Source organism: Nocardiopsis metallicus, from assembly GCF_014201115.1.
Lineage (GTDB): Bacteria > Actinomycetota > Actinomycetes > Streptosporangiales > Streptosporangiaceae > Nocardiopsis > Nocardiopsis metallicus.
Genome location: NZ_JACHDO010000001.1, coordinates 1,824,488 through 1,843,583, shown reverse-complemented (window position 1 = coordinate 1,843,583; position 19,096 = coordinate 1,824,488). Strand labels below are relative to the sequence as shown.

Here is a 19,096-nt window from a genome sequence, read left to right as displayed (position 1 = left end):
CGTGTGGTTCGGGGCCGGGTGACGGGGTGGGAGAGCCCTCGCGTTCGGAGAGACCAGATTAGGGGGCGTGTCGGGGCGGGGCCCGCCATTTTTTGAGTCGGGGGTTGGCTCCGGAGAGGTCCTCGCTCTTGCTGTTCGCACTATAGATCTACGACGTAAAGGCAGCGTAGTTTTTCTATCAAAGCAGATACGGAAAATGAATTCGCGCGGCTACGCCGCACGCCTCCTAATTCCTCGTTTCGGAGGTCTCGGCGTGTCGGGGTGTGGGCTGGCTGGTATCTAGAACGTGTTCAGCCTTGGTTTGGCGGGCCCTGGGCCGGTGCCGACAGTGTCCGGGTGGGTCGGGGAACGCGTCTCCGCTGTGTTTGATTCAGAGGGGTGCGGTTCGTTCTTCGGCGGTGCGGTGGTCCGGATCGGTGCCTATGCTGGCCAGCGTGCTGAAAAAGGTGATCGCGACGCGGTACGTGCTGCCGCTTCGCGAAGGAGGTTCGCTCCCGGGGTTGGTCGAGGCCGACGACCTGGGAATGTACGTGGTCAAGTTCATCGGTGCCGGTCAGGGGCGCAAGACCCTGGTGGCCGAGGTCGTGACCGGTGAGCTGGGCCGGGCCCTGGGGCTGCCGGTCCCGCAGCTGGCCCTGGTGGAGTTCGACGCGGTCATCGCCCGCGGCGAGCCCGACCAGGAGGTCCAGGAGCTGCTCAAGAACAGCGGCGGACTGAACCTGGGGATGGACTTCCTGCCCGGTTCGCTGGGGTTCGACCCGCTGACCTTCGAGGTGGACCCGGACTTCGCCGGGCGGGTGCTGTGGTTCGACGCCCTGACCGGGAACGTGGACCGCTCCTGGCGCAACCCGAACATGCTGCTGTGGCACGGCCGGCCGTACCTGATCGACCACGGGGCGACGCTGATCTTCCACCACAGCTGGGCCAACGCCGAGAAGTTCGTCGGCCGGGCCTACGACGCCTCCGACCACGTGCTGTCCGGAGGGGCCCCGGATCTGGCGGCGGCGGACGCGGCCCTGGCCCCGTTGGTGGACGAGGGCCTGTTGCGGGACGTGGTGGGGCTGGTGCCCGACGAGTGGCTGGTGGACGAGCCGGGGTTCGCCTCGGCGGAGGAAGTGCGTGAGGCGTACGTGAAGCACCTGGTGGCCCGTGTGGCGGACCGTTCCTGGTTGCCGGAGGTGTCCTCGTGAGCGAGCGGTACACCACGGTGACCACCGGACAGGTGGGTGTGGAGCGCGAACGCGCGGTGTTCGAGTACGCGCTGCTGCGAGTGATCCCGCGGTTGGAGCGCGGTGAGTGCGTGAACGCCGGGGTGATCGTGTACTCGCAGGAGCGGGCCTTCCTGGCGTCGCGTTCGGCCCTGGACGAGGACCGGCTGCGGGCGGTGGACCCCCGGGTGGACGTCGCGGGGGTGCGCCGGGCTCTGGAGGCGGTCGAGGTGATGTGCCGGGGCGGTGCTGAGGCGGGTCTGGCCGGTCGGGAGCGGCAGGGGCAGCGGTTCCGGTGGCTGACCGCGCCCAGGAGCACGATCGTGCAGCCGGGGCCGATCCACGGCGGGTTGACCCTGGATCCGGCTGCCGAGGTGGAGAGGTTGTTGGACCGGTTGGTGCGGTGACTGGGGCCGGGACGTAAGGGACGTCACAGGTTTTGGGTGGTTGGGTGGGGAGCGAAAACCTCCTCTTCGGTGTTGGTATGGAGTGGTCCATACCCATGGGCGCGCTCCCAACCACCCCTTGACGTTTCTTCGAACTGGAGTGCCTGTGCAGTCCCCATCGTCCCCCTCCGCCTCCCCTGAACAGGAGATTCGCCCGAGTTCGACTCGGTCGCGCAAGTCGATCGCGTTGCTCGTGCTGGTCCTCGGTGTACTCACGGCCACCGGGCCGCTGGCGACCGACATGTACCTGCCGGCCTTTCCTCAGATCACCCAGGAGCTGGGGGCGACGGAAGGGCAGGTCGGGCTGACCCTGACCGCGATCATGCTGGGTCTGTCCGTGGGGCAGTTGGTCATCGGGCCGATGAGTGACGCCTGGGGGCGTCGCGGTCCGCTGCTGGTGGGCGTGGCGCTGTTCACGGTGACGTCGGTGCTGTGTGTGTTCGTGCCGAACGTGACGGTCTTCATCGTGCTGCGATTCCTGCAGGGTGTGGCCGGTGCCGCGGGTGCGGTGGTGGCCCGGGCCGTGGTCCGCGACCTGTTTCAGGGTGACGACGCGGTGCGGTTCTTCTCCCGGCTCGCGCTGGTGATGATGCTGGCCCCGCTGCTCGCGCCGCTGGTGGGTGCGCAGCTGTTGTTGGTGGGCCCGTGGCAGTTGAGTTTCTGGGTGCTGGCGGCGATGTCGGCGCTGAGCTTCGTGCTGGTGCTGCTGTGGTTGCCCGAGAGCCTGCCGAGGGAGGCCCGGCGCATTCAGGGTCCGCGTCAGCTGGCCTCGACGGTGGGGACGCTGGTGCGTGATCCGAAGTTCGTGAGTCCGGTGCTGACGCTGGGGCTGAGCTTCGGGATGCTGTTCACCTATGTCTCGGCGTTCTCGTTCGTGTCGCAGAACGAGTTCGGGATCTCGCCGCAGGGCTACGGGTGGTTGTTCGCGGTGAACTCGCTGGCGATGATGGCGGGGACACAGGGCAACGGTCTGCTGGTGGGCCGGGTGGACACCTCGCGCCGGTTGCTGTTGGGTCTGCTGCTGGCGCTGGTCGCGGTGGGGACGCTGCTGGCGCTCGCGTTGTCCGGGGTGGCTCAGCTGTGGATGGTGTCCGGTCTGCTGGCGCTGATGATGTTCAGTGTCGGGTTCATCATGCCGAACGCGACGGTGTCGGCCCTGGACGGTCAGCCGGTGGCGGTGGCGGGTACGGCCTCGGCGTTGATGGGTTCGCTGCAGTTCGCGTTGGGCGGTGCGATCGCGGCGATGGCGGGGATGACGCCTTCGGGTGAGGCCTCGTTGGTGAGTATGGCCGTGGTGATGGCGTCGGTGGCGGTGCTGTCGTTGTTGGCTTTCGTGTGGTCGGCCCGGTCAAAGGTGGGATGAGCCCAGGTCCTTGCCCGTTTTGCTCTGAGTCTTGAGTTCTGCGCCCTGAGGTTGCCGTTCGTTAGGGAAATGGGCACAGTAGGGCACAATTCCCCGACTGAGGCGGGTGGGAATCGTGTGGGGCCCGCCTTCATGATGTGACAGAGGATGAGGGTATGGGCGAGACCCCCGGTTCGTTGGCTCGAGCACACTCAGGGTTGAGCGACCTGGTGTATGAGGTGGCGACCTCTGACGCGCACGCGCACGTGTTCTCCGTCCTGGCGGACGGGGCCTGGGAGCGGCGGACCGCCGGGGAGTTCGCCACGGAGGTGACGGCTCTGGCCAAGGGGCTGGTCGCGGCCGGTGTGGCCGAGGGCGACCGGGTGCTTCTGGTGTCGGCCTCGCACCAGGACTGGGTGCGGGTGGCCTACGCGGTGTGGTCGGTGCGGGCGGTGCTGGTGCCGCTGCCGGAGACGGCCTCGGCCGAGCGGGTGAGGCATGTGGTGCGCCAGACCCGCCCGTCGGCGGCCGTGGTCCAGGGTGATCGCCAGTACCGGACCGTGGTGGGGCTCCAGCGTGAGCTGCCGGACCTGGGCCGGGTGTGGCGCCTGGAGGAGGGCCTGCCCAGTGTGGTGAGCCTGGGCACGTACATGGACGCCTCCGCGGTGCGGTTCCGGCGCGACGAGGTGGCGCCCGAGGACCCCGCGGTGATCCTGTATCCGGTGAGCACGGTCTCGCGGCAGACGCGGGGTGTGGTGCTCTCGCACGGTGCGCTGCTGACGGCCGCGGCCGACCTGGTGGATCGGATGTGGCCGCGGCTGGAGGGCCTGGCCCCCGGACGGGCGAGTGCTGTGCTGGACCTGCCGTTGTCGCAGTTCGCGGGGTTGGCCTCGCTGGTGGCGTGTGTGGTGGGCCGGATCCGGGTGGGCCTGGTGGCGCCGGGGCGGTTGCGGAGTGAGCTGGAGCGGTTCAAGCCCACGGTGCTGGTGTGCCAGCCGGGGCTGTTCGAGCGGGTGCACGGTGTGGAGCGGGAGAGCGCGCACTCCACGGACTGGGACTCGGTGGGGACGTTCAACGCGGCGATGGACGCGGCGGTGCAGTTCGACCAGTCGCCGAAGAAGGGCGCCTGGCAGCGGCTGTCGCGGTCGATGTACGACTGGTCGTTCTCCAAGATCCGGGATCTGCTGGGTGGCCGGGTGCACCTGGCGGTGTGTTGGGGCGGTGGGCTCTCGGAGCGGCTGGACAGTTACTTCAGCGGTGTGGGTGTGCCGGTGATGCAGGTGTACGGGGCCGCGGAGACCGCGGGTGTGTTCACCGCGAACGCTCCGGGTGAGCGGGTGCCGGGCACGGTGGGCAAGGCGATGCCCGGGCGTGAGGTGTGGGTTTCGCGCGAGGGCGAGCTGTACGTGCGCGGTGGTGCGGTGTTCTCGGGCTACTGGGCGGACGGTGAGGGCTCGCGGGCGGCCTTCCGTGAGGGGTGGCTGGCCACGGGTGTGCTGGCCGAGGTGGACGACGAGGGGTATGTGCGGGTGCGTGCGCGGTTGCGGCCGCAGGCGTCGATGGCGCCGGTCCCGGGTCGGTTCGTGCCTCGGGGGCCCGCTCCGGCGGTGGAGGCCGACCCGGTCGTGCTGGGGGAGTCGGCGGGGCGGGCCGAGCCGGCGGTGACCGCCACGGTGGCGTTGCCGTTGGCTGAGGCGCCCACGCGGGAGCTGGAGGTGGCTCCGACGGTGGAGGAGCCGGTGGAGCGCCGGGGGGAGAGCACGTCGGTGCGGCCGGGGACGGGTGAGTTCGCGGCGGTGGCGGCGGGTCCAGGTGGCGCTGTCGGCGCCGGGGGTGTTTCGGGTGATCGTTCGCGTGATGCCGAGGTGGTGGCGGAGTTCGAGGCCCGGTTGCGGGCCCATCCGTTGATCAGTCAGGTGTTGGTGATCGTGGAGGGGCGTCCGTTCGCGAGTGCTCTGGTGACGTTGGTGCGTGATCAGTTGGAGTACTGGCGGTTGGTGAACGGGCGTCCGTTGTCGATGGCGCCGGAGGAGATCGCGGGGGACCGGGATCTGCTGCGTGAGGTGCAGGGCCTGGTGTACGAGGCGAACCGGAGCGTGCCTCGGCATTTGGCGGTGCGGTCGTTCCACGTGTTGGCTGAGGAGTTCACGGTGCAGTCGGGGTTGGTGCGTCCGACGGGTGAGTTGCGGCGTGAGGCGGTGCTGCGTGCGTTCTCGGAGGAGATCGACGGGTTGTACCGGGTGCGTCGTGACTAGGTTCTGAGCTGGCTGTCTGAGCTGGGCGGTGGTGGCCGCGGTCCCTTCGGGGCCGCGGCCTCTTGTGTTGGTGCGGTGGGTCGGTCCGGGCGGTGGGCTGGTTCGGTTATTGGCCGTTGAGGTAGGCCAGGACGGCCAGGACGCGGCGGCTGTCGTCGGAGGAGGGCGGCAGGTCGAGCTTGGTGAAGATGTTGTTGATGTGTTTGCTGATGGCTTTTTCGGTGATGTAGAGGCGTCCGGCGATGGCGGAGTTGGAGCGGCCTTCGGCCATTTCGGCGAGGACTTCGCGTTCGCGGGGGGTGAGTTGGGCGAGGGGTCCGCTCTGGTCCTGGCGGGCGAGGAGTTGGGAGATGACGGCGGGGTCCATGGCGGTGCCGCCGGCGGCGACGCGGCGGATGGCTTCGATGAACTGGCCGATGTCGAAGACGCGGTCCTTGAGGAGGTAGCCGACGCCGCCGCCGTCGTCGGAGAGGAGTTCGCGGGCGTAGAGCTGTTCGACGTGCTGGGAGAGCACGAGGATGGGCAGGCCGGGGACGTGGGTGCGGGCCTGGATGGCGGCTTGGAGGCCTTCGTCGGTGAAGGTCGGGGGGAGTCTGACGTCGACGACGGCGACGTCGGGTTTGTGTTCGATGAGGGCGTTGTGGAGGTCTGGGCCGTTGTCGAGGGCGGCCACGACGGTGAATTCGTGGGCTTCGAGGAGTCGGATCAGTCCGTCGCGGAGGAGGGCAAGGTCTTCGGCGATGACAACGCGCAAGGGATCTCCAGGGTCACGATGGTGGGTCCGCCTTTGGGGCTGGTGATGTTCATCGTGCCATCGAAGGCGTCCAGGCGGCTTGCGATGCCGGTGAGCCCGCTTTCGGGTGTGGGTCGGGCGCCTCCTTGCCCGTTGTCGGTGACGGTGATGACCAGTCGTTGGCGGCCGTGGTTGATGTGGACCCAGGCGTGGGTGGCCTGGGCGTGTTTGGCGGTGTTGGTGAGGAGTTCGGCGATGGCGAAGTAGGCGGCTGATTCGACGGGGTCGCCGGGGCGTCCGGTGAGGTGGGTGGTGACGGTGATGGGGAGGTGGTGGGTGAGGGCGAGGGCGCGGACCGCTCCGTCGAGTCCGCGTTCGACGAGGACGGGTGGGTGGATGCCGCGGACGAGGTCGCGCAGTTCGATGAGGGCTTGGCGGGTGGTTTCGCGGGCTTGGGCGAGCATCTGTTTGGCGGCTTGGGGGTTGGTGTCGACGATGTGTTCGGCCATGCCCAGGTCCATGCCGAGGGCGACGAGGCGGGCTTGGGCTCCGTCGTGGAGGTCGCGTTCGATGCGGCGGATTTCGGCGGCTTGGGTGTCGATGGTGTCGGCGCGGCTGGTGGCGAGGTGGGCTACGCGTGCGGTGAGTCGGGCTTTTTCGGAGGGGGCGAGGATGAGTCGGGCGAGGGTGTGGTGGGCGGTGGTGGTGAGGGGGTGGAGGGTGTGGGCGATGAGGAAGGTGATGAGGGCGAGGGGGAGGACGAGGAGGGCTTGGGTGGGGGTTTGGGGGGTGATGAGGCCGTAGAGGTCGGGGATGTGGCGCCAGAGGTAGAGGGCGTAGGCGGTTTGGAAGAGGGCGTGGGCGTAGAGGGTGAGGGGGAGGAGGGCGAGGAAGGTGAGTAGGGGGGCGGAGGTGAACCAGAGGAGGTCGCGCCAGGTGGCGGGGTCGGTGAGGATGATGCGGACGCGGGTGTGGACGCCGGTGGGTGGGAGGGGGCGGTAGGCGGCGGGGACGGGTTGTTGGGGGTTGATGCGGGTGAGGGTGGAGCGTTGGGCGTTGGCGATGGTGCGCAGGGTGGTGGCGGTGAGGATGGTGAAGGGGAGGCCGACCCAGATGAGGGTGAGGATGGCGGAGGCGAGGACGAGGGGGAGGAGGAGGAAGGCGGCGATGTTTTGTGAGACGAGGAGGAGGGTGTAGGCCAGGGCGGTGAGGGGGCCGGCTTTGGGGCTGGCGGTGGCCATGGTGGTGTCTTCTTTCGTGGGTGGTGCGCCTTCCTGGTTTTCTATTCTGGGGGGTGGGTGTGGGTGGTTTCGGGGGTGGTGGCTCCCCTGTTGGTGGGGGTTGGGTGTGGGGTGGTGGTGTGGGGGGTTGTGGTGTGTTTCATGGGTTCCATTATGGGCTTTTGATGTTGGTGTGTGCACGCGTAGTGACATTCTTGGCGTTTGTGGGGCGTTCGGTGTGAAAGGTGCAGGTGGGGTGGCCTGGGGGTGAGTCGGTCGGGGGTGGGTCGGGGGCTCGGTGCGGGGTGGTTGTGGGGTGTGAGTGGTGTTTTGTACGGGGTGTGGGTGCGGATTCGGTCGATTTTCGGCGCAACTCGCCGCCCGCGATTTCCCGTGTCTTGCCACGACCTGTGATGATCGTGGGTGTGTGGCGTGAACTGATCCTGGAGATGTATCCCGAGGCCGATCTGAGTGATCCGGCTGACGAGGTGACCCTGGCCGAGGTCGAGAAGCACTTGATGCTGCCCTTGCCGTTCGAGTTGGCCTCCCTGTTGAGGGAGACGGACGGGGTGACCAACGAGTACGGGGACGCGGTGGTGTGGAGTGCCCGTCGGTTGGTGGAGGACAACCTGGCGATGCGCGGGGAGCCGGACTATCTGGAGTTGTACGCGCCCTTCGACGAGATGATCTTCTTCGGTGACTCGGACATGGGGCCGCAGTTCGCCTACGTTCACACGGACTACGGTCCGGGGATCGTGGTGTGGGATCATGAGAGTGACCGCAGGCGGCTGGTGGTGGTGTCGTTGCGCGACTACCTGGCCCGGTGCTTCATCCAGGGCAACGCGTGGTTCCGCTAGCGCTGGCCTGTGTGGGCGGGGCCGGGGGCCTTGGCTCTCGTGTGCTGGGGTGACCTGCCGGTTCGTGCTATTTTTCGTCTTTGGTGGTGTTGTGGCCACCGAATCCCCTTGAGCCCGCCTTGAGAGTAGGACCATGTCGGAGCAGTCCATGCCCGTGCCCGTTACCGTTGTCCAGGGCCGGGAGGTGTCGGACTTTCCGGAGCTGGCCCCCGAGGCCGCCCGGGGTCGTGTCCTGCGCGTCACGGTCACCGGTGAGGAGGTCTTGCACCGGGTCAACGCCGATGTCCCGGAGTCGATGCTGGGCGGGGCCGAGCTGGCGCAGCTGATCGACGACATGTTCGTGACGATGTACGCGGCCGAGGGCGTGGGCCTGGCTGGCAACCAGGTGGGCGTGGACCTGCGGGTGTTCGTCTACGACTGTCCCGATGACGAGGGGGTGCGGCACGTGGGGCACGTGGTCAACCCGGTGTTGGACGAGCGCGACCTGGATGACGCGGTGGTGGTGGAGAACGAGGGCTGTCTGTCGGTGCCCGGTCCGCACGCGGAGCTGGGGCGGGCCGAGCACGCCACGGTGCGCGGGCTGGACAAGGACGGCAACGAGGTGGTGCTCAGCGGTAGCGGTTACTTCGCGCGCTGCCTGCAGCACGAGACCGACCACACCTTCGGCAAGCTCTACATCGACCGGCTCTCGGCGCGTGAGCGCAAGCGGGTGCTGAAGAAGATGAACGAGATGGCGGACAGCGTGTTCGCCCGCCGGGAGGAGCGCGCCCAGGAGCTGGAGCGCGAACTGGCGGGGTAGCCGGGGTGGTTCCCTGGGTCCTGGGCGGGGGCGTGTCGGGTTCTTCCTGGCGCGCCCCCGCTTCGTGTTCTGGGGATATCACTGTGGGCGATGGTTTTGGGTGGTTGGTTTCTGGGGGGCTTGGGGCGCCTTTGGTTGGGTCGGTGGTCCGCTATGGCTGGTTTGTGGGCTCCATTGGGATGGATTGGCGCTGGAAGTGGCCCCCATGGTGGGGGCTGTGGCCTTTTTGTGACCCGGGAGGGCGGTAGATTGCCCGGCATGCACAACGGGGACGAGGTCGACCAGGGGTCGACGGAACGTGTGGTCATCTACACCGACGGGGCGTGCAGCGGCAACCCCGGACCTGGCGGTTGGGGTGTGTGGCTGCGCTACGGGGAACACGAACGCGAGATGTTCGGCAGCGAGGCGCAGACCACCAACAACCGGATGGAGCTGATGGCGGCCATCCAGGCGCTGGAGAGCCTCAAGCGTGATGTGCCGGTGCTGCTGCACACCGATTCCTCCTATGTCAGCAACGGCATCACGTCGTGGGTGCACGGGTGGAAGAAGCGCGGGTGGAAGACCGCGGACAAGAAGCCGGTGAAGAACGTGGACCTGTGGCAGCGCCTGGACGAGGTGGCGGCCCGGTATGACGTGGAGTGGAAGTGGGTGCGCGGGCACAGCGGTGACGTGGGCAACGAACGCGCGGACGAGCTGGCCCGGCGCGGTCGTGATGAGGCCGCCGGGTTGTAGGGGCCCTGGGTTGATGAGAGTTCGGTAGGACCTGTTGGTGTGGCGGTGGTGCCCCTGGGGTGGGGCGTCGCCGCCTTTGTCGTGTCTGGGGTGTGTGGTGGGGCGGTGTCGTCGGTGGGGGTCTCAGCGGTGGTGGCAGGTGGGGCATGTGGGTCTGGTGCGGCGGGCGTAGGCGGTGGTGGCCAGGGTCAGTCCGATGCCCCAGAGGACGTAGGAGCCGATGCTGGTCCACCAGAACCAGTCGGGGTAGCCGGGGCCGAAGGCGTCGGTGCCGTGGAGGATGAGGCTGCTCAGGTTGAGGCCGAAGTAGAGGTTCAGGCCGGTGGCGGTGAACAGGGCGGGGACGAGTAGGAGGTTGCGGGGGATGGGGCGGTGGGCCAGGAGGGGGGGTCCAGGCGGGCCAGGTGCGGCCGAAGCGGTGGACCAGGGCCAGGGGGAGGAGGATGCCGGCGGCGGCCAGGAGGAGGGCGAGTCCGGTCATGGCGGTGGTCGCGGTGGCGGGGTCGGTGGTGAGGGGGCTTTGGGTGCCGGTGGTGGCGGCCTGGGCGGTCAGGCGTGTGGTGCAGGCAGCGATGGTGAGGTAGGCGGCAGTGAAGGCCCAGGGGGGTGTGGTGTTCAGGGCGGGGAGGGTGTGGGGGGTGCGTCCGCAGGTGGTGCAGGTGGCGATCCAGCGTCGGTGGGCGGCGCGGGTGGTGGCGGCGAGGAGGAGGGCCATGGTCAGGGCGCCCAGGCGGGTGGCGATGGCGAGGGGATTGAGGGGGATGTCGGAGATGCCGAGGAGGAGGAGTCCGACGGTGTCCAGGAGGAGGAGCAGGGTGGTGGCGGTGGTGAGTGCCGCGGTGGTGGCGGCCGTGGTGAGGAGGGTGCGGGGCAGGTGTGGGGGGTGGGTGCGGGCGAGGAGGGGGGTGAGGGCCAGGGTGAGGGTGCCCAGGGTGATGATGCCCCAGTCGGAGGCGATGAGGAGGTCGTCGCCTACGGGTGGTAGGTGGGGGCGGGTGTCGGTGAGGGTCCAGTACAGGCGTAGGGCGGTGTAGAGGGCGGCCCAGGCCAGGGTGGTGCGGATCAGGGTGTGGGGTGCGCTGGTGTGGGCGCGGGGTGTGTGGGTGGTGGGCATGCTCCCAGGGTGTGCGTGGGGTGTGGGGTGGGTCTTCCCTCTGGGGTGGGGTGTGGCTCCCTCGGGTGGGGGAGGGGGTGTGCGGTCCCGGGGGTTGTTCGCGTGGGGGGTGTGGGGGGTGTGCAGGTCAGTGGGTGGACCCGGGTTGGTTCTTGCCCTTGCCTGTTGGTGGAGGAGCGGTGGGGCGCTGTTGGGGGTGTGGTTGCGGTGGGGTGGGGCTCTGGGGCTCTAGCCCTCGTCCTTGAAGGGGTCGACCATGAGGCGGCGGGGGCCGGGGCCGGTGGCGGCGAGTTCGTCCTCGGGGTTGGAGAGCACGCAGGTGTTCAGGGACAGGCAGCCGCAGCCGATGCATCCGGTGAGGTCGTCGCGTAGGCGGATGAGTTGGGTGATGCGGGCGTCGAGTTCGTCGCGCCACTGCGCGGAGACCGCGGCCCAGTCGGCGCGGGTGGGGGTGCGGTTCTCGGGGAGTTGGTCCAGGGCTTGGCGGATGCGTGCCAGGGGGATGCCCACGCGTTGGGAGATGCGGATGAAGGAGACGCGTCGGAGGGTGTCGCGGCGGTAGCGGCGTTGGTTGCCGGTGGTCCGGCGGCTGTGGATGAGGCCCTGGCGTTCGTAGAAGTGCAGGGCGGAGATGGCGACTCCGGCGCGTTCGGCGACCTGGCCGACGGTGAGTTCCTTGGTGATGGGTGGCACGGGTCCTAGTTTAGGGCGTGGTGGGGTGTGGGGTTTGGGTGCTTTGGAGGGCGTACAGGCGTGCGTAGGCGCCGCCGCGGACGAGGAGTTGGTGGTGGGTGCCGGTTTCGGTGATGTGTCCGTTGTTCAGGAGCAGGATGTGGTCGGCGTTGCGGGTCAGGCGCGGGTGGTTGGTGAGGGTGAGGTGGGCGGTGGTGGGTGTGGGTCTGGGGGTGGGTGTGGTGGGTTGGTTGATGAGGAGGAGGTGGGCGCCGGTGTGGTGAGCGTGGAGGGTGCGGGCGTGGTGGATGTGGGGTGCGAGTGCGGGGTCGAGGTCGGCTGTGGGTGTGTCCAGGTGGTGGTGGGTCAGGTGGGTGGTGGTCAGGGTGTGGGCGAGGTAGGGGTCGTGGTGGTCGGGGTTGGTGTGGCCGGTGATGGTTTGGGCGAGGGTGGCGTTGGGGTGGGTGGTGTGGATGGTGGTGTGGGTGGTGATGTGGCCGGTGGTGGGTGGGGTGTGGTGGTTGAGGAGTTGGGTGAGGGCGTGGGCGGTGGTGGTGGGCAGGCCGAGGAGGGCGATGTGTTGGCCGGGGTGCAGGGTGAGGTCGAGGTGGTGGATGAGGGTGTGGTGGTTGTGGGTGAGGGACACGTCGTGGAGCTTGAGCAGGGGTGTGGTGGGTGGTGGGTGGTGGTGGGTGGTGTGTCGTAGGTGGTGGCGGGTGGAGAGCCTCACGGGTGTCCGTTCGTGTGGGTGGTCGTCTCCTGCCTGGGATTGTCCCGGGCGTGTGAGAGTTCTTGTTATCTGTTCGTGTCCTTGGTCTCGTGGGTTCAGGTTAGGGGTGGGTGGGTGAGGAGGGCATCAGCTTGGCGGGGGTTTTTGTCAGTTTTGCTGCGTGTTTTGGGTTGTGTGGGGTGGGTGGCCGGATCGTTGGGGTGTGTGACCTTGTGACCTGTGGTGGGGGCTTGGTGGGATAGCGGTTATGGAGCACAACAGCGAGAACAGTGCCCACCACGAGGTGGTCATCGTCGTCTTCGACGGCGTACAGAGCCTGGACGTGAGCGGCCCCTTGGAGGTGTGGGCCGGGGCGGCCCACGCTGCGGGGTCGCGCTACCGGGTACGCACCGCCTCCCTGGGCGGGGCGAACGTGAGGTGTTCGAGCGGGCTGGGGTTGGTGCCCTCGGTGGCGCTGGAACAGGTGGGCGGGGTCGACACCCTGGTGGTGGCCGGGGGCGAGGGCGCCCACCACCCGGACCCGGTACTGGTGGCGGCGGTGCGGGAGTTGGCCGGGCGGGCGAGGCGGGTGGCCTCGGTGTGCTCGGGCGCGTTCGTACTGGCCCACGCCGGTGTGCTGGAGGGGCGGCGGGCCACCACCCACTGGCGGCACTGCGAACGCCTGGCCAAGGAGTTTCCCGGCGTGCAGGTGGAGCGCGACCCGGTGTTCGTGCGCTCAGGGCAGGTGTGGACCTCGGCCGGGGTGACGTCGGGGATCGATCTGGCCCTGGCGGTGGTGGAGGAGGACCTGGGCCGACAGGTGGCGCTGGAACTGGCCCGCATGCTGGTGGTCTTCCTCATCCGTCCGGCGGGGCAGGCCCAGTGGTCCACCCAGTTGACGACCCAGAGCGCGGAGCGGGCCGAGGTGCGCCAGGTACAGCACCTGGTGGACGCCGATCCGGGGCAGGGGTGGTCGCTTGAGCGGATGGCGGAGCGGGCGGGGTTGTCGGTGCGCCAGTTCTCGCGGGTCTTCACCGCCCAGGTGGGGTGCAGCCCGGGGCGGTACGTGGAACGGGTGCGGGTGGAGTGGGCGCGTCGGCGTCTTGAGCAGGGGTCGGCTCCGGTGGCGGCGATCGCGCGCGGATGTGGGTTCGGCACCGATGAGGGGATGCGGCGGGCGTTCGTTCGGGTGCTGGGGTGTGCGCCCTCGCACTACCGGGAGCGCCTGGGGGCGGGGGCGGTGTGAAGACGCGGGGGTAGCGGGGAGTAGGTGGCCGCACACGTGCTGTCTTCACGAGAGGGTGCCAGTTGAGCGTGGAAGCGGACTCCGAGCGCGAGAGGACGGTCGCCGCCTACCGGCGTTTCGCGGCCAGCTGCGCCGGGGGTGGCTCGCCCGACTATGAGCGGATCGCTCTGGGGGTGGCCGAGGACGAGCAGATACTGGATCTGGTGCTGTCGCTGCCCGCGGGTAACAAACGCCAACCCAACCTGCTGTTGGGCGCGGTGCGTTTCCTGGGTGGGCCCACCGACTCCTTCGCGGGGTTCGCCCAGTGGGTGGTGGCCCACTGGGATCGGGTGCGCGCGGTGGTGTTGGAGCGCATGACCCAGACCAACGAGGTGCGGCGGTGCGCGACTCTGCTGCCGGTGCTGGCGCAGTTGCAGGGGCCGTTGGCGTTGATCGAGGTGGGTGCCTCGGCGGGGCTGTGCCTGTACCCGGACCGGTACCGGTACTCCTATGACGGCGGTGCGCCGATCGGCCCGGCGGACAGCCCGGTGCTGCTGGAGTGTGAGACACGTGGGCCGGTGCCGGTCCCGCAGGAGGTGCCGCGGGTGGTGTGGCGGGCGGGGGTGGATCTGAACCCGCTCCATGCGGGGGACGCCGACGACGTGCGCTGGTTGGAGTCGCTCATCTGGCCCGGTCCCACCTGGGCCGGTCGGGTGGAGCGGTTGCGGGCGGCGGCCTCGGTGGCCGCCGCGGAGCCGCCGTTGTTGGTGGCGGGCAACCTGCTGGAGGCGTTGCCGGAGCTGGCGGCCAAGGCCCCCGCCGATGCCACGCTGGTGGTCTTCCACAGTGCGGTGGCCGCCTACCTGTCCGAGTCCGAGCGTGGGCAGCTGGAGCAGATGATGGGTGAGCTGGACGGGCACTGGATCTCCAACGAGGGCGGGCGGGTCATCCCTGGTTGGGAGCACGTGCGGCCGCCGGAGCCGACCAACTTCACCATGGCGTTGGACGGGCGGGTGGTGGCCTACACCGGTGAGCACGGCCAGTCGGTGACCTGGCGCTGACCCCTGACCCCCAGAGGGGGCCTTCGCATGATGCGAAGGCCCCCTCTTTGGGGTTCTAGAAGGTGTAGGCGTCCACCTCGGCCAACAGGGCGCGGCGGCGCTCTGGGGGCAGGAAGGAGGCGGTGAAGGAGTTGCGGGCCAAGGTGCGCAGCTGCTCGGTGTCCAACCCCAGGTGCTCCTGCAGTCCCCGGTAGTTGTCGTGGACGTAGCCGCCGAAATAGGAGGGGTCGTCGGAGTTGACGGTCACCAGCAGGCCCGCCTCCATCAGGGCGGGCAGGGGGTGGTCGGCCAGGGTGGCCACGGCGCGCAGGCGCACGTTGGAGAAGGGGCACACCGTCAGCGGGACCTGGGTGGCGGCCAGGTGGGAGACGAGTTCGGGGTCCTCCAGGCAGCGGATGCCGTGGTCGATGCGCTCGGCTCCCAGCAGGTTCAGGGCCTGCCAGATGTAGGAGGCGGGGCCCTCCTCGCCGGCGTGGGCCACGCGGCGCAGGCCCAGTTCGGCGGCGGCTGCGAAGACCTCGGTGAATTTCTCGGGCGGGTTGCCGACCTCGGCCGAGTCCAGCCCGACGGCGCTGATGCGCTCCAGGTGGGGGCGGGCCGCCATCAGGGTGTCCATGGCTTCTGTGGCGGGGCGGTCGCGCAGGAAGCACAGGATGAGGCTGGTGGAGATGTTGTGGCGTTCCAGGCTGGTGTCCAACGCCGAGGCCAGGCCGTTGATGACGGTGTCCAGGCTGACGCCGCGGCCGGTGTGGGCCTGGGGGTCGAAGAAGATCTCGGCGTGGCGCACCCCCTGGGCGGCGGCGCGGGTCAGGTAGGCCTCGGCGAGGTCGTGGAAGTCGGCTTCGGTGCGCAGGACGTCCATCAGCTCGTAGTAGAGGTTGAGGAAGGACTGCAGGTCGGTGAAGGAGTAGGCGTCGCGTAGGGCGTGGACGTCGGTGTGGGGCAGGGTGATGCCGTTGCGGTCGGCCAGGTGGAAGGCGAGCTCGGGCTCCAGGGTGCCTTCGATGTGGATGTGGAGTTCGGCTTTGGGGATGGCCATGACTGCCGGGCACCTTTTTCGTTGGGTTTTCGGGGTGGGGGGTGTGGTGGTTGTTGGCCATTGTGGCTGATGAGCGGTGGTGCGCGGGCCGTCTGTGGGTGGGTGTGGGGGCGGTGTGGGCCACATCGGTGCGGTGTACCGGGCGGTGGGTGTCAAAGTTCGGTGAGGGTTGGCCGTGCTCGCGTTCGACGGTGGGGTTGGCTCCGGTGGGCGGGGTGGGGTGTGGCAGGGTGCCTGCGGTAGGGGTGGGCCGGTGTGAAGGAGTGGGCTGTGGTGGATGTGGCGGAGCTTCGTGAGGACACTCCGGGTTGTGCTGGGGTGGTGTTCTTGGACAACGCGGGGGCGTCGTTGGTGCCGCGTCAGGTGCACCGGGCGGTGGTGGAGCACCTGGAGTTGGAGATGCGGGTGGGGGGTTATGAGGCCCAGGATCTGGCCGAGGGGGCGCTGACACAGACCACGGAGCAGGTGGCGGGGTTGATCGGGGCGGCCCCGGGTGAGGTGGTGTTCTTCGAGGGGGCCTCCCAGGCGTGGTCGCAGGCTCTGGGGGCGGTGGAGTTGGTGCCGGGGCAGCGGGTGTTGACCACCACCAGTGAGTACGCCTCCAACGGGGTGGGGTTGTTGCGCGTGGCCCGGTTGCGGGGGGTGCGGGTGCAGGTGGTGCCCGATGACGCAGAGGGGGTGCTCGACCTTGGGGTGCTGGAGGCGGAGCTGGCGCGCGGGGACGTGGGGTTGGTGGCGATCAACCACATGCCCACACACAGCGGTCTGGTGAACCCGGCTGAGGCGGTGGGGGTGCTGTGTCGCAGGTTCGGGGTCACCTACCTGTTGGACGCGTGCCAGTCGGTGGGTCAGTGGGAGGTGGACGTGGAGCGGATCGGGTGTGATCTGCTCTCGGCCACCGGCCGTAAGTTTGTGCGGGCGCCGCGGGGGACGGGGTTTTTGTATGTGCGCTCGGGTGCCCGGTTGGGTGAGCCTTTGCTGGTCAACCACATCGGTGGTGAGTGGAGCGGGGCGCAGGAGTACCGGGTGTTGCCCGGAGCGGCGGGTTTGGCGTCTTTTGAGCATGCGGTGGCGGCCCAGATCGGGTTGGGGGTGGCCGCGCGTTACGCCCGCTGGGTGGGGATGGTGTGGGCCCGGGAGCGTATCGGGGAGTTGTCGGGGTTGCTGCGCCGGGAGTTGGGGCAGGTGGCGGGGGTGCGGGTGCACGATCGGGGCCGGGAACTGTCCGGGATCGTGACGTTCTCGCTGGCGGGCCGTGAGTCGGCGTGGGTGGTCAAGGCGTTGCGTGAGCAGGGGGTGCGCACCAGCCTGTCGCGGCCCTCGGACCAGGTGTGGACCCAGGAGGCGGCCCAGGGGTCGGCTCCGGCGGTGGTGCGCGCTTCGGTGCACTACTACAACACCGAGACGGAGCTGGAGCGGGTGGTGGAGCTGGTACGGGCGCTGGCCTGAACGGGGCGGGCCGGCAGACTCCAGGGCCCTGCGAGGTGGTGGCCTCGCAGGGCCGCTGGCGTGTGCGGGGTGGGCCAGACATCGGCGCGGCCTGGTGCCCGTGAGGGCCGGGTGCTAGTCAAGGTGGGCGAAGCGGTCGGTGGCGGTCACCACGGCCGCGCCGATCCCCCCGGTGTTGGCGGTGTGCGCGGCGTCGCCCACGATCACCAGTTCGGCGGCCTTCCAATGACGGGCCAGGTCATAGGCGGTGTCGCTGGGGCCGCTGATGTCCAGGCGGCCGTTGATGAGGACGGCGGGGATGTGCGCGACCTGCGGGATCTGCTCCAGGAGCTGGCCCGGGGCCAGGAAGCAGTCGTTGGCCCAGTAGTGGGTGACGGCACGGGCGAAGGTGTAGCGAAAGTCGGGGTCCTCGTAGCGGGGGTCCGGGGTGAAACCGGGGGCGGTGGCCACGTGGGTGTCCTCCCACCGGCACCAGGCCTTGGCAGCGTCGTGGCGCACGCCTGGGTCGGGGGCGGCCAGCAGGCGGGCGTAGGCGGCCGGTAGGGCGCGGGGGTCGGCATCGGGCCCCGCGGCGGCGTAGAAGTCCTCCCACTGTTGGGGGAAGACGCGGCGCATGTCGTGGGTGATCCAGGTGATCTCGGCGCGGGTGCCGGCGGTGACGGCGAACAGGACCAGGGAGATGACGCGGTCGGGGTGGGCTTGGGCGTAGGCCAGGCCCAGACAGGACCCCCAGGAGGCGCCCAGGACGTGCCAGCGTTCGATGCCCAGGTGGGTGCGCAGGGCTTCGAAGTCGTCGATGAGGTGGGCGGTGGTGTTGGTGGACAGATCGGTGTCCACGTCACCGGCGCTGGGGGTGCTGCGGCCGGTACCGCGTTGGTCGAGCAGGATCACCCGGTAGCGGTCCGGGTCGGTGAACCTCGACCATGTGGGGCTGGCCCCGGAGCCTGGGCCGCCGTGGACCATGAGGATTGGGTTTCCGTGGGGGTTTCCGGCCTCCTGCCAGAACACGCGGTTGCTGTCGGGGCGGATCAGGTAGCCGCTGGTGTGGGGGGTGCTGGTGGGGTACACGGGTGTGGCTCCGATCAGGGGCGGGGCGGGAGCGGGGGCCTGGTGGGTGAGCGTTTGCGGACCGGTGCGCCGGGACGCTGTGCGGTTGCTGTCCTGGCGGGGTGTGGCCCGGTCTGGCCCGGCGCTGATGTTATCGATCACCGTGCGCGGGCACCGACCGTTGGGGTGGTCCCGGTCGGGGCTGCGGGGTGGAGCGCGGGTTGACCGTGCCCTTGGGGCAGGGTTCAGACTCAGGGGCATGAGCGAGTCATCGGAGCAGTCGGAGCAGGTAGAGCTGACGCGCGGGGAGTTCGCGCGCCGCAGCGGCCTGTCCCCCAAGGCGTTGCGGCTGTATGAGCGGTCGGGGTTGTTGGTGCCGCACCGGGTGGAGGCTGCCAACGGGTACCGGTTCTACCTTCCTGGGCAGGTGGGCGTGGCGGTGCGGGTGCGTGAGTTGCGGCGGATGGACATGCCGTTGTCGATGGTGGCCGAGGTGGTGGCGGCCTCACCACAGGAGGCGGTGGGGTTGGTGCGGGCCTGGTGGCGGGTGCGCCAGGAGGTGGAGCGTTCGCGGCAGGCCATGCTCGAGCGGGTGTGCGACCTGGTGGGTGAGCACAGCCCGCAGTCGGTCACCGGTGCGGTGCCGGGGTCGGGTTCGCCGAAGGTGTCAGGTGCGGGCGAGGGGGTGGGGGCGACCTGGTTGGAAACGGTGCCGGCGGTGAGGGTGGCCTGTGCGCGGGCGCGGGTGGGTTTGCAGGATCTGGTGGAGACCTATCTGGGGTTGGCCGAGCGGGTGCGGCGGGTGGTGGTGGGGCAGGGTGCGCGGGTCGGGGAGCAGACGTGGGTGATCTATCACGGGACGCCTTCGCCTGATGGGGCGGCGTTGATCGAGGTGGCGGTGCCTTATGAGGGGGTGGCGTGGCCGGAGCGTGGGGTGTCGTTGCGGTGGGAGGGGGCGGGGGTGTGGTTGGTGGCCGCGGTGGCGCGGCGGGATTGTTTCTATCCGCGGATCATGGGGGCTTATGCGGCAGTGGAGCGGGGGTTGGTCGAGCGGGGGTTGCGTTCGGTGGACGGGTTTCGGGAGGTGTATGTGCGGCCGTGGGAGTCGGTGGGTGAGGGGGAGACGTTCGCGTGGGTGGTGCGGCCGGTGGTCCAGGGCTGAGGGCTGGGTTTGGTGAGACAGGTGTT

At 69.3% G+C, this 19,096-nt stretch carries 18 protein-coding genes; 12 read left to right on the top strand and 6 right to left on the bottom strand.

Features of this window, described 5'->3' with window-relative positions:
• The first annotated feature begins 422 nt into the window (after positions 1-422).
• The 4 genes from HNR07_RS07875 (at position 423) to HNR07_RS07860 (ending at position 5,251) form a co-directional block, all read left to right on the top strand.
• Positions 423-1,190, top strand: a complete 768-nt coding sequence (locus tag HNR07_RS07875; protein WP_184371684.1) for a HipA family kinase — start codon at positions 423-425, stop codon at positions 1,188-1,190.
• Positions 1,187-1,615: a DUF3037 domain-containing protein gene (locus HNR07_RS07870; protein WP_184363859.1), complete on the top strand. Its 429-nt coding sequence runs from the start codon at positions 1,187-1,189 to the stop codon at positions 1,613-1,615. The genes HNR07_RS07875 and HNR07_RS07870 overlap by 4 nt, the downstream gene beginning before the upstream one ends.
• Before the next feature lie 145 nt (positions 1,616-1,760).
• The gene (locus HNR07_RS07865) at positions 1,761-3,017 is read left to right on the top strand and encodes a multidrug effflux MFS transporter (protein WP_184363856.1); all 1,257 of its coding nucleotides are present in this window, start codon (positions 1,761-1,763) and stop codon (positions 3,015-3,017) included.
• A 155-nt stretch (positions 3,018-3,172) separates the two neighbouring features.
• Positions 3,173-5,251 carry an AMP-binding protein gene (locus HNR07_RS07860; protein WP_184363853.1) on the top strand — a complete coding sequence of 693 codons (2,079 nt, stop codon included), beginning with the start codon at positions 3,173-3,175 and terminating at the stop codon, positions 5,249-5,251.
• Between the two features lie 106 nt (positions 5,252-5,357).
• Here HNR07_RS07860 and HNR07_RS07855 read toward each other — a convergent pair whose 3' ends face one another.
• Both HNR07_RS07855 and HNR07_RS07850 read right to left on the bottom strand, forming a co-directional pair.
• Positions 5,358-6,005 carry a LuxR C-terminal-related transcriptional regulator gene (locus tag HNR07_RS07855; RefSeq protein WP_017580372.1) on the bottom strand — a complete coding sequence of 216 codons (648 nt, stop codon included), beginning with the start codon at positions 6,003-6,005 and terminating at the stop codon, positions 5,358-5,360.
• Positions 5,957-7,225: a sensor histidine kinase gene (locus tag HNR07_RS07850; RefSeq protein ID WP_184363850.1), complete on the bottom strand. Its 1,269-nt coding sequence runs from the start codon at positions 7,223-7,225 to the stop codon at positions 5,957-5,959. Before HNR07_RS07850 ends, HNR07_RS07855 begins: the two co-directional genes overlap by 49 nt.
• A 392-nt stretch (positions 7,226-7,617) precedes the next feature.
• Between HNR07_RS07850 and HNR07_RS07845 the strand changes: the two genes are divergently transcribed.
• The 4 genes from HNR07_RS07845 to HNR07_RS07830 all read left to right on the top strand — a co-directional run bounded on the left by HNR07_RS07845 (position 7,618) and on the right by HNR07_RS07830 (position 10,626).
• Positions 7,618-8,061: an SMI1/KNR4 family protein gene (locus tag HNR07_RS07845; RefSeq protein ID WP_017580370.1), complete on the top strand. Its 444-nt coding sequence runs from the start codon at positions 7,618-7,620 to the stop codon at positions 8,059-8,061.
• A 133-nt stretch (positions 8,062-8,194) separates the two neighbouring features.
• Positions 8,195-8,860: a peptide deformylase gene (gene def, locus HNR07_RS07840; protein ID WP_184363847.1), complete on the top strand. Its 666-nt coding sequence runs from the start codon at positions 8,195-8,197 to the stop codon at positions 8,858-8,860.
• A gap of 258 nt (positions 8,861-9,118) precedes the next feature.
• Positions 9,119-9,592: a ribonuclease HI gene (gene rnhA, locus HNR07_RS07835; protein WP_184363844.1), complete on the top strand. Its 474-nt coding sequence runs from the start codon at positions 9,119-9,121 to the stop codon at positions 9,590-9,592.
• Between the two features lie 659 nt (positions 9,593-10,251).
• Positions 10,252-10,626: a hypothetical protein gene (locus tag HNR07_RS07830; protein ID WP_184363841.1), complete on the top strand. Its 375-nt coding sequence runs from the start codon at positions 10,252-10,254 to the stop codon at positions 10,624-10,626.
• A 308-nt stretch (positions 10,627-10,934) separates the two neighbouring features.
• Here HNR07_RS07830 and soxR read toward each other — a convergent pair whose 3' ends face one another.
• Together soxR and HNR07_RS07820 are read right to left on the bottom strand one after the other, a co-directional pair.
• The gene (soxR, locus tag HNR07_RS07825; RefSeq protein WP_184363838.1) at positions 10,935-11,399 is read right to left on the bottom strand and encodes a redox-sensitive transcriptional activator SoxR; all 465 of its coding nucleotides are present in this window, start codon (positions 11,397-11,399) and stop codon (positions 10,935-10,937) included.
• A gap of 10 nt (positions 11,400-11,409) precedes the next feature.
• The gene (locus tag HNR07_RS07820; RefSeq protein ID WP_184363836.1) at positions 11,410-12,108 is read right to left on the bottom strand and encodes an ABC transporter ATP-binding protein; all 699 of its coding nucleotides are present in this window, start codon (positions 12,106-12,108) and stop codon (positions 11,410-11,412) included.
• 247 nt (positions 12,109-12,355) lie between these two features.
• Between HNR07_RS07820 and HNR07_RS07815 the strand changes: the two genes are divergently transcribed.
• Complete coding sequence (locus HNR07_RS07815) at positions 12,356-13,333, top strand: GlxA family transcriptional regulator (RefSeq protein WP_184363833.1); 978 nt, start codon at positions 12,356-12,358, stop codon at positions 13,331-13,333.
• A gap of 62 nt (positions 13,334-13,395) precedes the next feature.
• Positions 13,396-14,373 (top strand): DUF2332 domain-containing protein, encoded by a 978-nt coding sequence (locus HNR07_RS07810; RefSeq protein ID WP_184363830.1) that lies wholly within the window; start codon positions 13,396-13,398, stop codon positions 14,371-14,373.
• Between the two features lie 55 nt (positions 14,374-14,428).
• On the opposite strand, the gene HNR07_RS07805 is transcribed toward HNR07_RS07810, so the two are convergent.
• Complete coding sequence (locus HNR07_RS07805; protein ID WP_184363827.1) at positions 14,429-15,412, bottom strand: adenosine deaminase; 984 nt, start codon at positions 15,410-15,412, stop codon at positions 14,429-14,431.
• 273 nt (positions 15,413-15,685) lie between these two features.
• On the opposite strand from HNR07_RS07805, the gene HNR07_RS07800 reads away from it, so the two are divergent.
• The gene (locus tag HNR07_RS07800; RefSeq protein ID WP_184371681.1) at positions 15,686-16,861 is read left to right on the top strand and encodes an aminotransferase class V-fold PLP-dependent enzyme; all 1,176 of its coding nucleotides are present in this window, start codon (positions 15,686-15,688) and stop codon (positions 16,859-16,861) included.
• Between the two features lie 114 nt (positions 16,862-16,975).
• Here HNR07_RS07800 and pip read toward each other — a convergent pair whose 3' ends face one another.
• The gene (pip, locus tag HNR07_RS07795) at positions 16,976-17,929 is read right to left on the bottom strand and encodes a prolyl aminopeptidase (protein ID WP_184371677.1); all 954 of its coding nucleotides are present in this window, start codon (positions 17,927-17,929) and stop codon (positions 16,976-16,978) included.
• 238 nt (positions 17,930-18,167) lie between these two features.
• On the opposite strand from pip, the gene HNR07_RS07790 reads away from it, so the two are divergent.
• Positions 18,168-19,070: a MerR family transcriptional regulator gene (locus tag HNR07_RS07790; RefSeq protein WP_184363823.1), complete on the top strand. Its 903-nt coding sequence runs from the start codon at positions 18,168-18,170 to the stop codon at positions 19,068-19,070.
• Positions 19,071-19,096 lie beyond the last annotated feature (26 nt).